At 66.6% G+C, this 12,532-nt stretch carries 8 protein-coding genes; 4 read left to right on the top strand and 4 right to left on the bottom strand.

Going from position 1 to position 12,532, the window contains the following annotated elements; all coding sequences use genetic code 11:
• Positions 1–57 precede the first annotated feature (57 nt).
• From AC5P99_RS01405 to AC5P99_RS01390, 4 genes are all read right to left on the bottom strand, one after another.
• The gene (locus tag AC5P99_RS01405) at positions 58–1,662 is read right to left on the bottom strand and encodes a SulP family inorganic anion transporter (protein WP_088436954.1); all 1,605 of its coding nucleotides are present in this window, start codon (positions 1,660–1,662) and stop codon (positions 58–60) included.
• A gap of 714 nt (positions 1,663–2,376) precedes the next feature.
• On the bottom strand, positions 2,377–4,095 hold the full coding sequence (locus AC5P99_RS01400; protein ID WP_043035122.1) for a thiamine pyrophosphate-dependent enzyme: 1,719 nt from the start codon (positions 4,093–4,095) through the stop codon (positions 2,377–2,379).
• Positions 4,096–4,228: 133 nt separating this feature from the next.
• Entirely contained in the window at positions 4,229–5,086 is an 858-nt protein-coding gene (locus AC5P99_RS01395; RefSeq protein ID WP_049451233.1) for an SH3 domain-containing protein, read from the bottom strand.
• 36 nt (positions 5,087–5,122) lie between these two features.
• Complete coding sequence (locus tag AC5P99_RS01390) at positions 5,123–5,605, bottom strand: DUF3574 domain-containing protein (protein ID WP_049460118.1); 483 nt, start codon at positions 5,603–5,605, stop codon at positions 5,123–5,125.
• Positions 5,606–5,819: 214 nt separating this feature from the next.
• Here AC5P99_RS01390 and AC5P99_RS01385 point away from each other — a divergent pair, with 214 nt between their 5' ends.
• From AC5P99_RS01385 to otsA, 4 genes are all read left to right on the top strand, one after another.
• Entirely contained in the window at positions 5,820–8,255 is a 2,436-nt protein-coding gene (locus tag AC5P99_RS01385) for a TonB-dependent receptor plug domain-containing protein (RefSeq protein ID WP_495212814.1), read from the top strand.
• Positions 8,256–8,576: 321 nt separating this feature from the next.
• A complete protein-coding gene (gene otsB / locus AC5P99_RS01380) occupies positions 8,577–9,335 on the top strand; it encodes a trehalose-phosphatase (protein ID WP_495212813.1) in 759 nt (252 codons plus the stop codon).
• Between the two features lie 41 nt (positions 9,336–9,376).
• Positions 9,377–11,158 (top strand): glycoside hydrolase family 15 protein, encoded by a 1,782-nt coding sequence (locus AC5P99_RS01375; RefSeq protein WP_495212812.1) that lies wholly within the window; start codon positions 9,377–9,379, stop codon positions 11,156–11,158.
• Positions 11,155–12,519 carry an alpha,alpha-trehalose-phosphate synthase (UDP-forming) gene (otsA, locus tag AC5P99_RS01370; RefSeq protein ID WP_005410785.1) on the top strand — a complete coding sequence of 455 codons (1,365 nt, stop codon included), beginning with the start codon at positions 11,155–11,157 and terminating at the stop codon, positions 12,517–12,519. The genes AC5P99_RS01375 and otsA overlap by 4 nt, the downstream gene beginning before the upstream one ends.
• The last annotated feature ends 13 nt before the right edge of the window (positions 12,520–12,532 follow it).

Genomic DNA, 12,532 nt, shown 5'->3' with positions numbered 1-12,532 from the left:
GCACGATCCGACCGAAGCCCATGAGGATGCCGGCCAGCGGCCGGCACTACCGTTGGGTCAGTTGTTTTCACCCAGCGGCTGCACCGGCTGCTTCTGCAGCGAAAGCAACCCCAGCAGCAACGCCAGTGCCACGTAGGCACCAGCGAACTGCCAGCTGATGATGCGCGCCAGCCCGTCCAGCTCCCACGGCAGGTAGATGCCACCACGCGGATCCACCGAGTGGATCAGGCCGAACAGGGTCAGCACCGCAGCCACCAGCAGGAAGCCGCAGGCACGGCGCAGGCGGCCATCGACCATCGCCGCCACCGCCGAAATCCACAGCATCGAGGTGATGATGAAGCCGTTGCCGAGGGTGAAGATCACCGCCAGCTCGGGCAGGCCATGGCCGTCGAGCTTGGTCAGCAGCTGCGGCAGCTGGTCCGGCGCGATCCAGCCGGGTGCCTTGATCGCCAGCAGGTACGCCACCGACGGCAGGAAACCGAACACCATCGCACCGGTGTGGTGACGCGGCGTGGCCTGGAAGGCCTGGGTGGTGATGTCGATGGCCACGTACACGATGATCGGTGCCAGCACCGCCAGCGGCAGCCACTGCACCAGCCCGGAGATGATGCCGAGCATGCCGCCGATGCCGACGAACAGGCCGGTCAGCAGCGTGTAGCCGCTGCGCGCACCCATGTGCTTGTACGCCGGCTGGCCGATGTACGGCGTGGTCTGCGCCACGCCACCGCAGACGCCGGCCACCAGCGTGGCCACCGCTTCCACCAGCAGGATGTCGCGGGTGCGGTAGTCGTCGCCGGCTGCGCGCGCGCTTTCAGACACGTTGATGCCGCCGACCACCATCAGCAGACCGAACGGCAGCAGCAGCGGCAGGTAGGTCATCGCGGTGGGCAGGCCGTCGAGGAAGCCCAGTGTCGGCAGCGGCAGCACCACCTGCGGCGGCACCCACTCCGGTACATGGAAGCCGGGTGCGCCCAGCCCGGCCAGGCCGAGGCCGTAGTACAGCACGGTGCCGAACACGAAGGCCAGCAGCACGCCCGGGCCACGCACCGGCAGCTTTCCCTTGGCGATCAGCACGTACAGCAGCAAACCGAGCGTGGTGAAGCCGACCAGCGGCGAGCGCAGCGTTTCCAGCAGCGGCAGCAGACCCATCAGCACCAGCGCGATGCCGGCGATGGAACCCAGCAGCGCGGCACGCGGCAGCGCGCGGGTGACCGCTTCGCCGAAGAACGACAACACGAACTTGAGCACGCCCATGATGACCAGCGCGGCCATGCCCAGCTGCCAGGTGGCGATGCCCGCAGCGTGCGGGTCCATGCCCTGCTGCTTGAACGCGATGAAGGCCGGGCCGAGCACCAGCAGCGCCATGCCGATGCTGGTCGGTGCATCCAGGCCGAGCGGCATGGCGGTGACATCGTCGCGGCCGGTACGCGCGGCCAGCCGGCGCGCCATCAGGGTGTACAGCAGGTTGCCGACCAGCACGCCGAAGGCGGTGCCGGGGAACATGCGGCCGAACACCACGTCGGCAGGGAACTGGAAGATCCCGACCAGGGCCATGGCGATGAAGCCGAGGATGGAGAGGTTGTCGACGACCAGGCCGAAGAAGCCGTTGAAGTCGCCGGCGACGAACCAGCGACGCGGTGCGGCGGAAGCGGGAGCGGACATGGAAGGGGCGGTGGGGGTGGGGACCGCCGATGGTAGGCCCAGCGGGGCCAGCGCGCCAATTCCGTCGTGGAATGATGGGTTCCAGCCAACGGCGGGGCCCCTCGTGGCTGGGTTGGTCGCGGACGGCGGACCTCAGGGGGTGGGCCGGGCGGGTAGGCTGCGCAGGGGGCGCTGCAAGTACGTCCCTGTAAGCTCGGTCGCCGCATCCATGCGGCTCACGCCCCTGCGCAGCCTACCCGCCCGGCCCCTGACAGTTTCGTGCGCGTGCCAGCCACGGAAGAGAATCAAAAGATCAAAAGCAAAGGCAGGCGCTCGTTGTAGCGCCGAGCCCCTGCTCGGCCGCTGTACGCGAAGCCTCTGAGCCGAGCACGGTTCGGCTCTACAGAAGATCTTTCCGATCATTCTTTCGTTCATCCACGCATGGCGTGGATCTACCGTGTCGACCAAGGTCGACACCCATCAGGCACCGGCCATGCCATTCCGACAGATCGCAGAAATCTGTCGAAGGCGGGGTGGGTCCGGTTGCGGGGGTGTCCGCGGCACGGATGCCGCGGCCAAGCCCCCAGGGACGGGTTTACGGCGTCCCCCGCAACCGGACCCGCCCTGCCATCCCACGGAATGCCCGCTGTTGCTGTTGCTTCGGTTGTTGCTGTTGCTTCGGCTGTTGCATTGGCCTCTGCGGGTGCAGGGCGCAGCCCTGCATCGACCAACTCCCTACTTCTTCAGGAAGTTGTCCACCAGCAGATGCTTCACGTCGTCGAAGCGGCCGTTCAATACCGCCTTGGCTGCATACAGCGCGGTACCGGCCACCTGCTTGGCCTCGATCTGCGGCGGCATCACCAGCTCGGCGCGGCTGGTATGCACGTCCAGCAGCGCCGGGCCACGCTGCGACAGGAAATCCTGCACCGCTTCTTCCAGATCCTCGCTGCGCGTCACCGTGCGGCCGTGGAAGCCGATCACTTCGGCAAGGCGGCCAAAATCCGGGTTCTTCAGGTCGGTGTAGTTGTCCAGCAGGCCTTCCACCTTCTGCTCCAGCTCGACGAAGTTCAGCGAGCCATTGTTGAACACCACCACCTTGATCGGCAGGTTCTCCTGCACGGCCGTCAGCAGGTCGCCCAGCAGCATCGCCAGGCCGCCATCGCCGGACAGCGAAATCACCTGCCGGCCGGGGAACGCCTTCTGCAGGCCCAGTGCCTGCGGCATTGCATTGGCCATCGTGCCGTGCAGCAGGCTGGTCAGCGTGCGGCGGCGACCGTTGACGCGGATATGCCGCAGCACCCAGACCATCGGCGAGCCGCCGTCAGCGGTGAACAGCGCATCGTCGCTGGCATGCTTCGACAGCAGCGCGGTCAGATGCTGCGGGTGGATAAGCTCGCCCTCGCCCGGCTGTTCTTCCTGCTCGCGCTTCTTCAGCGCCTTGTCGCGACGTTCGATACATTCGTCCAGGAAACTGCTGTCCTCGCGCGGCGGCAACATCGGCAGCAAGGCATCCAGCGTCGGTGCAATGTCACCGACCACGCCGAGGTTCACCGGATGGCGGCGGCCGAGATGGCTGCCATCGCGGTCGACCTGGATGATCGTGGCCTTGTCCGGGTAGAACTGGCCCCAGGCGAAGTCGGCGCCGAGCAGCAGCAGCGTGTCGCACTCCATCAGCGTGTGGAAGCCGGATTCGATGCCGAAGATGCCGGTCATGCCCATGTTGTACGGGTTGTCCGGCTCGACGAAATCCTTGGCGCGCGAGGTGTGCGCGATCGGTGCCTGCAGGCGCCGGGCCAGTTCCAGCAGCTGTGCGTGCGCACCCTGGCAACCGGCGCCGGCGTAGATGCCGATGCGCTTGCCCTGCCCCAGCAACTCGGCGATGCGCTGCAGCTCAGCATCCGACGGGCGCAGCACCGGCTGGGTGTAATGCACCGAGAACGGCACATCGTGCTTCACTTCGGCCTGGCTGATATCGGCGGGCAGGATCACCACCGCCACGCCACGGCGGCTGATCGCGGCCTGGCAGGCCAGGGTGACCACGCGACGCGCCTGCTCGGCGCTGTGCACCTGCTCGCAGAACACCGAACAACTGGCGTACACCGCCTTGAAGTCCACTTCCTGCGGGAATTCCATGCCCAGCTCGCTGGTCACCACCTGGCTGGCGATCAGCACCATCGGCGCGCGGTTGCGGTTGCTCTCGAACACGCCATTGATGAAATGCAGGCTGCCGGGGCCGCAGGAGCCGGCGCAGGCGGTCAGTTCGCCGCTCACCAGCGAATCGGCGCCTGCGGCAAAGGCTGCTACTTCCTCATGCCGCACATGCACCCATGCGATCTCGCTGCCATGCATCGCATCGGTCACGTGGTTGAGCGTATCGCCCACGATGCCGTAGCAACGGCGGACACCGGCCTGCTGCAGGGCATCCACCACGATTTCGGCCACGCGCTTGCTCATCGGATACATCCTCGAACGGGGGGAACGTCCGAGGCTAGACCCGATGAAGTGATGCCTCCGCAAAAAAAAGGGGACGGAGGGAATCAAGTCGTATGTGCCACAAACGACTTAATTCCCTCCGTCCCCTTTTTCTTCAATCGTTGACGTTGATCCAGCCTTCCACCGCGCCCTGCTTCGGGTTGCGGTAGCGCAGCTTCACCCAGCCGTCCTGTTCATCCAGCAGTTCCACGCGGTCGCCCTGCACCAGGTAACGCTTGGTGCTGGACGCACCGGGTCGGTCGAACAGGAACAGGCGCGCGGGTACCACGGCGGCCTGCTGACCACGCAACGGCCCGTCCGGCGGTGCGCCCATGCCATTGGCAATCGCGCTCTCCAGCACACGGCCGGCCGGATCATACGTGCGCCAGACCGCCAACGGGCCCTGCTCGTCGGTCTGTTCCCACTGCAGCGCGGCGTTCAAGGTATCGCCCAGCATCAGCACGCTCTCAGAGCGGTACAGATGGAGCTTCGCGCCTGCAAACCGGTACTGGTCGGTGTACCACATCGGGCCACTGCGGCAACTGCTGGTCAAGGTTCGAGTGGCAGCATCCACGCTCAACCCCATCAGGTCACCGCAACTGTCCTTGCCGTGGGTGTCGGCCTGCAGCGCGCGGAAACCCACAGTGGCCGGATCGAACCGGTACACCGCCACCGCTTCGTTGACCATGCCTACCGGAGCGCGTGCGACCAGTTCCGGGTAGCCATCGAAATCGACATCTTCGAGCGACCATCGCGAATTGCCGTCGGCATCGGCCGCGCCGGCCAGCGTTTGGCGCTTGCCCGAGGGTGACAGCTGCACCGCGATGCTGCCGTCCTGCTGCGGATCGGCATGCGCCTGCACATGCGCGGCCACCTGGAAGCGCAGCGTTTCGCCGTCGTCCCCACCCGCCTGCGCCGTCGGTGCCAGTACGCCTGCCAATGCCAGGCCCAGCAGGCATTCCCTGTAGTTCATCATTGCTCCCTGCGGCACCGCGGCGGCACCTTCAACTCAGAACGATACCTCGACCGGCTGCCGCGACCACAGCACCGATTGATGCTTGGTCTGCTGCTTCCACGCCAGGCGGATCGCTTCGATGTCGGCGCGGCGCTGCGGGGTGTCCTCGTGCAGCACCACCAGCACCTTGGTGCGCAGGCGGTTGGGCGAGGCATCACCGCGGAACAGCCATTGGCCATAGGCATCGAACACGGTCAGGCCATCCGGGAAGCGCGGGGTCACTTCCTTGTCCAGGAAGGTGCGCCACTGCGCCTCGCTGATGGTATCGGCCTGCGGGCGGTTGCCGGCGCCCTGCTCCTCGCCCACGCCGAAGTACAGCTCGCTGCGCACCCAGCCGTGGCCGGCGGACGGGCGTGCGGCATCGCCCTTCAGTTCGGCGGTGGTGGCCGTGGCATAGGCGCTGGGCGCCTGCGAAGAGAGGCTGGCGCAACCACTGGTGGCCAGCAGCGCGGCGAAGACGAGGCCAAGGTGTTTCATCGGTACAGCTCCGGGGAAGGGGGACAAGGCGAGCCGGCAGCGTACAGCGCCACCGGCCCGGCGTGCTGATGCCAGCAGGGCATCAACTCATGCCGGACCGGCAGGGGCTTGCATCGGCACCGGTCATCACGCGAAGATAATATATCGCTTCATCCGGATGTATGTAAGTGAAACCACCTCCCCCTTCCCCGTCGTCGTTGTTGCTGGAGCCCCCATGTCCGTCCGCCTGCCCGCGTCGCCGCTCGGCCTCGCCATCGCCCTCGCGCTTTCCTCCGCCGCCGTCCCGGCGCTGGGCCAGGACGCCACCAACCTGGACACGGTGATCGTCACCGGCACCCGTGCCGCCGACCGCACCGTGCTCGAATCCACCTCGCCGGTGGATGTGCTCACCGCCGAGGACATCCGCAAGGCCGGCGTGGTCAACGGCGAGCTGGGCAGCGCGCTGCAGGCGCTGTTGCCGTCGTTCAACTTCCCGCGCCAGTCCAACTCCGGTGGCGCCGACCATGTGCGCGCCGCACAGTTGCGCGGCCTGTCGCCGGACCAGGTGCTGGTGCTGGTCAATGGCAAGCGCCGCCACCACACCGCGCTGGTCAACACCGACAGCAAGATCGGCAAGGGCACCACCCCGGTTGATTTCAATTCGATCCCGGTCAGCGCGATCAAGCGCATCGAAGTACTGCGTGATGGCGCTGGTGCGCTGTATGGCTCGGATGCGGTGGCCGGTGTGATCAACGTGATCCTCGACAACGGCGGCGACGGTGGCGAGATCGAGGCCAGCTACGGCGCCAACCACACCGACCTCAAGCCGATCGGGCGTACCCTTACCGACGGCCAGACCGGCAATATCAGCGCCAAGGTCGGCACCTCGCTGGGCGAGGATGGCGCCTTCCTGCGCGTCGGCCTGGAATACAAGCACCGCAACGGCACCAACCGCGCCGGCTTCGACCAGATTCCGCCGTGGGACCAGACGCCGGACAACCTGGCGCTGCAGGGCAAGCGCAACTATGTGCTGGGCGATGGCAAGAGCAAGGACATCAACCTGTGGCTGAACACCGAGATCCCGGTGGGCCAGACCTCGACGTTCTACGCGTTCGGCACCTTCAACCAGCGCGATACCGAAGGCGCGAACTACTTCCGCTACCCCGATGGCGATGCCAACTGGAAGGAGGTCTATCCGAACGGTTACCGGCCGATCTCCGAAGGCGAGAACCGCGACGTGCAGGCCGTAGCCGGCGTGCGTGGGCAGTGGGGCGAATGGAGCTACGACGGCAGCCTGGATTACGGCCAGAACGACTTCACCTACCGCCTGCGTGATTCGCTCAACGCCTCGCTGGGCCCGACCAGCCCGACCCGCTTCAAGACCGCCGACTACGAGTACGCACAGACCGTGGGCAACCTCGACCTGAGCCGCGTGTTCACCCAGAGCGAGAGCATCAGCCACACCCTGGGCCTGGGTGTGGAAGCGCGCCACGAGCGCTACCAGACCCGCCCCGGTGACCCGGCCAGCTACGCGGCCGGCCCGTTCACCGACCGCCCGACCGGTTCGCAGGCCGGTGGCGGCCTGACCCCGCAGGATGCAGCCACCCTGTCGCGTGATGTGGCCAGCGCCTACGCCAGCCTGTCGAGCCAGTTCGGCGAAAAGTTCTCCACCGATCTGGCCGCGCGCTACGAGCACAACGACGATTTCGGCGGTGAACTGACCGGCAAGCTCGGCCTGCGCTATGAATTCACCCCGGCGTTCGCGTTGCGTGGCGCCATCTCCAACAACTTCCGCGCGCCGTCGCTGGCGCAGATCGGCTACGAGTCCACCTCCACCGGCTACAACGCTGGCGGCCAGCTGGTGCAGGGCCGCCTGCTGTCGGTCAACAATCCGATCGCGCGTGGCCTGGGTGCGCAGAATCTGAAGCCGGAGAAATCGCTGAACACCTCGTTGGGCTTCACCAGCCGCATCGGCGAGCATTTCGACCTGTCACTGGACTTCTTCCAGATCGACATCGACGATCGCATCGCGCTGTCGGAGAGCATCACTGGCGATGCACTGACCGACTACGTGGCGGCCAACTACGGCGTCAGCGGCCTGCAGAGCGCCAGCTTCTTCGTCAACGCGGCCGATACCCGCACCCGCGGCGCCGAGCTGGTGAGCAACTGGCGCCAGTCACTGGGCGACGGCCAGCTGCTGCTGACCGGCACCTACGCCTATACCAAGACCACGCTGAAGAACGTGCTGGCTACGCCGGCGCAGCTGCAGGCGCTCAACCCGAACTATGTGCTGTTCGGCATCGAAGAGACCAATACGCTGACCGATGCCACGCCGCGTACCCGCGGCAGCTTCTCTGCCGCGTGGAGCAACGACCACTGGTCGCTGAGCACCCGTGTGAACCGCTACGGCAGCGCCACCCGCGTGTTCAACTTCGGTGACGGCTACATCCCGCGCCAGACCTACCAGGCCGAGTGGCAGCTGGATGCGGAGGTCGAATACCGCATCACTCCGCGCTGGAGCGTGGCCATCGGCGGCCAGAACCTGACCGACAACTACCCGGATCGATCCAACAGCGATATCCACTACTTCGGCAACCTGCCGTATGACGTGCTGTCGCCGATCGGCAGCAACGGCGCGTACTACTACGGCCGCGTCCGCTATACGTTCTGATCGCATTGGGTAGGTGCGGACCGTTGGTCCGCACGACACGGTAGTGCCGGCCGCTGGCCGGCAACTTCGTGATCCGGGTGCGGATCTGCTTTGGGTGGGTGCGAACCGTTGGCCCGCACGACACGGTAGTGCCGGCCGCTGGCCGGCAACTTCGTGATCCGGGTGCGGATCTGCTTGGGGCGGGTGCGGACCGTTGGCCCGCACTGTTTGAGCTGGATGCAGGCTGACCTGCCGTGCCGACCAACGGTCGGCACCCACCGAAGCAGGGCCGTAGCCTGCCCTCGACCCCGCGTACACGCCCACGCTGGCAAGCTGGGCGTCATGGCTGAACCGCTCCCCCTGCGTCCGCCACCGCCATTGCTGGACGACGCCTGCGCGTTGTTCCTCGATGTCGATGGCACCCTGATCGAATTCGCTGCACGCCCGGATGCCGTGCAGCTGCTGCCGGATGTGCGTGAAGCCATCGGCCGCATCAGCGACCGCCTGGAAGGTGCCGTGGCACTGGTCAGTGGTCGCCCGCTTGAACAGCTGGATCAACTGTTCGCCCCCCTGCAACTACCCGCCGCCGGCCTGCACGGCCATGAGCTGCGTGGCGAAGACGGTCGTGTGCTGCGCGACGAACACGACGACGACACCGCCGAATGGCTGCACGCGCTGCACCAGCAGGCGATGCACTTCGCCCATGGGCATCCTGGCGTGCTGGTGGAAGACAAGGGCGTCGGCCTGGCCTTGCACTGGCGCGGTGCGCCGCACGCCGCCAGCGATGTCCGCGCGTTCGCTGACCGCCACGTGCGTGGCCGCACCAGCTACCGCCTGCAGCCTGGCGACCATGTGGTCGAGTTCGTGCCTGTCGGCACCGACAAGGGCCGTGCCGTGCGCCGGATGATGCAGTACCTGCCCTTCCGCGGCCGCCTGCCGGTGTTCCTCGGTGATGACCTCACCGACGAATTCGGCTTCGATGCTGCCAACGGCCAGCATGGCTGGAGCGTGCTGGTGGGTGAACGTGAACCCAGTGCGGCCGTGTTCGCGCTGCCCGACATACGCAGCGTGCACGCCTGGCTGCGTGAGAATGCCTATTGACCCGGCCAACCCCCACGGCCGCAACCGAGATGTACCGCGTGATGACCCAACCCGATCTTGATCTGGGCGTGGTCGGCAACGGCAGCTTCGGCGCCCTGGTCGACAAACATGCCCGCGTTGTCTGGAGCTGCCTGCCCACCTTCGACGGCGACCCCACCTTCTGCGCCCTGCTCGGCCCCAACCAGCAGACCGGCGGCGACTTCGCCATCGAGCTGGAGGACTTCGCGAGCAGCGAGCAGGAATACCTCACCAACACTGCGATCCTGCGCACCGTGCTGCGTGACACGCAGGGCGGCGCATTGGAAATCCTCGATTTCGCCCCGCGCTGGCGCCAGAACGACCGCTTCTACCGGCCGGTCAGCCTGATCCGCCAGGTGCGTCCACTGGCCGGCAGCCCGCGCATCACCGTGCGTGCGCGCCCGCTGGCCGACTGGGGCGCACGCGTGCCAGAGTCGACCTGGGGCAGTAACCATGTGCGCTGGATCCTGCCCGAGCACGTGCTGCGGCTGACCACCGATGTGCCGGTGCGCTTCGTGCGCGACGGCCTGCCGTTCGTGCTCAACCATCCGATCCACCTGATCCTGGGCGTGGATGAATCGCTCAATCGGTCGATCAGCGGCTACGTGCAGGAAGCCTTCCAGCGCACCCGCGACTACTGGCGCGAGTGGGTGCGCTACCTGTCCATTCCACTGGAATGGCAGGACGCGGTCATCCGCAGTGCGATCACGTTGAAGCTGTGCCAGTACGAGGACAGCGGCGCGATCATCGCGGCGATGACCACTTCCATTCCGGAAGCACCCGGCAGCGCGCGCAACTGGGACTACCGCTACTGCTGGCTGCGCGACGCGGCCTTCGTGGTGCGGGCGCTGAACCGTCTCGGCGCAACGCGCACGATGGAACAGTTCCTCGGCTACATCTTCAACCTGGCCGCCACCGACGGCACGCTGCAGCCGCTGTATGGCATCGGCTTCGAGGCCAAGCTGGACGAAGATGAAGTGCCCAGCCTGTCCGGTTATCGCGGCATGGGCCCGGTACGGCGCGGCAACCTGGCCTGGGTGCAGCGCCAGCACGATGTCTACGGCAGCGTGGTACTGGCCTCCACGCAACTGTTCTTCGACCGGCGCCTGCAGGACCCGGGTGATGCACACACCTTCGCCCGCCTGGAACCCCTGGGCGAACAGGCCTTCGCCCTGCACGACGTACCCGATGCCGGCCTGTGGGAATTCCGCGGCCGCACCGAAGTGCACACCTACACCAGCGCGATGTGCTGGGCCGCCTGCGACCGCCTGTGCAAGATCGCCGTGCGCCTGAAGCGTGACGACCGCGCGCATTACTGGCGCGAGCGCGCCGACACCATCCACGCGCGCATCATGGCCGAATCCTGGAACGAGGAGCTGGGCCACTTCACCGATACCTTCGGCGGCCATCGGCTGGATGCCTCGCTGCTGCTGCTGGCCGATATCGGTTTCATCGACGCGCTGGACGCCCGCTTCATCGCCACCGTCGATGCCATCGGCCGCGACCTCAAGCATGGCAATTCGCTGTACCGCTATGTCGCGCCGGATGACTTCGGTGAGCCGGAGACCAGCTTCACCATCTGCACCTTCTGGTACATCGACGCGCTGGCCGCGATCGGGCGCATGGATGAAGCACGTGAGATGTTCGAGCTGCTGCTGAAGCAGCGCAATCACCTGGGCCTGCTGTCGGAGGATCTGGCCTTCGACAGCGGCGAGGCCTGGGGCAATTTCCCGCAGACCTATTCGCACGTCGGCCTGATCACCGCCGCAATGCGCCTGTCGCGGTCCTGGCAGGAGGCATCGTGAGTCGTCTGGTCGTGGTTTCAAACCGTGTGGCCGTGCCCGGCGAGAACCGCGCCGGCGGCCTGGCTGTCGGCCTGCTGGCTGCCCTGAAGGAACGCGGTGGCCTGTGGTTCGGCTGGAGCGGCAAGACGGTGAAGGAAGGCAGCGGCACGCTGCACCGGCAGAAAGACGGTGACATCGACTACGTCACCATGGACCTGAGCAAGCGTGAGGTCGATGGCTACTACAACGGCTTCGCCAACCGCACCTTGTGGCCGCTGCTGCACTTCCGCCTGGATCTGGTCGACTACGACCGCGGCACCCGCGAGACCTACCACAAGGTCAACGCGCTGTTCGCCGACAAGCTCGCGCCACTGCTGCGCGAGGACGACATCGTCTGGATCCACGACTACCACCTGATCCCCCTCGGTGCGCTGCTGCGCGAGCGCGGCATCGGTTGTCGCATAGGCTTCTTCCTGCATATCCCGATGCCGTCTGCCGACCTGCTGCAGGCGATGCCCGACCACCTGCGGCTGTTCTCCGCGCTGTACGCCTACGACCTGGTCGGCTTCCAGACCCAGCGCGACGCTGATCGCTTCCAGACCTACCTGCGCCTGTTCGGCGGCGGCCGCGTGCTCGACAACGGCGAGCTGGAAGCACCGGGCGGGCGCCGCTTCCGTGCCGCCGCCTTCCCGATCGGCATCGACACCGAGCTGATCGCACGCCAGGCCGGCACTGCGGCCACCAAGGCCGCCGTGAAGAACCTGCGCGCCAGCCTGCGCGATCGCCAGCTGGCGATCGGCGTGGATCGCCTGGACTATTCCAAGGGCCTGCCCGAACGCTTCCTTGGCTTCGAGCGCTATCTTGAGCGCCACCCCGACCAGCGCGGCTCGCTGACCTACCTGCAGATCGCCCCGGTCTCGCGCGGCGACGTCACCGAGTACCGGCAGCTGCGCAGCCAGCTGGAACAGATCGCCGGCCACATCAACGGTGGCCACGCCGAACCTGACTGGACGCCGCTGCGCTACGTGAACCAGAACTTCACCCATGCCACCCTCACCGGCTTCTACCGGGCGGCGGCGGTCGGCCTGGTCACGCCGTTGCGCGATGGCATGAACCTGGTGGCCAAGGAATACGTGGCGTCGCAGGACCCGGAAGATCCCGGCGTGCTGGTGTTGTCGCTGCTGGCCGGCGCTGCCGACGAACTCAAGCAGGCATTGCTGGTGAACCCGCACGATCTGGACGGCGTGGCCGACGCCATCGCCACGGCAGCAACGATGTCACTGAGCAGGCGCAAGGAACGCTGGCACGCGATGATGGATCACCTGCGCACCTACGACATCAACCACTGGCGCCGCAGCTATCTGGACGCGCTGGAAGGCTGAGGAAAAAAGGGGA

Source organism: Stenotrophomonas sp. YJH_SMC_80, from assembly GCF_059372495.1.
Note: the sequence above shows the minus strand (reverse complement) of the source record. Positions and strands in the feature narration are given on the sequence as shown.

What these genes read in the sequence shown, in the direction of transcription:
- AC5P99_RS01400 (WP_043035122.1), bottom strand. Translation starts at nt 4,095, where the DNA reads ATGAGCAAGCGCGTGGCCGAAATCGTGGTGGATGCCCTGCAGCAGGCC.
- otsB (WP_495212813.1), top strand. Translation starts at nt 8,577, where the DNA reads ATGGCTGAACCGCTCCCCCTGCGTCCGCCACCGCCATTGCTGGACGAC.
- AC5P99_RS01395 (WP_049451233.1), bottom strand. Translation starts at nt 5,086, where the DNA reads ATGAACTACAGGGAATGCCTGCTGGGCCTGGCATTGGCAGGCGTACTG.
- AC5P99_RS01390 (WP_049460118.1), bottom strand. Translation starts at nt 5,605, where the DNA reads ATGAAACACCTTGGCCTCGTCTTCGCCGCGCTGCTGGCCACCAGTGGT.
- AC5P99_RS01405 (WP_088436954.1), bottom strand. Translation starts at nt 1,662, where the DNA reads ATGTCCGCTCCCGCTTCCGCCGCACCGCGTCGCTGGTTCGTCGCCGGC.
- AC5P99_RS01375 (WP_495212812.1), top strand. Translation starts at nt 9,377, where the DNA reads ATGACCCAACCCGATCTTGATCTGGGCGTGGTCGGCAACGGCAGCTTC.
- AC5P99_RS01385 (WP_495212814.1), top strand. Translation starts at nt 5,820, where the DNA reads ATGTCCGTCCGCCTGCCCGCGTCGCCGCTCGGCCTCGCCATCGCCCTC.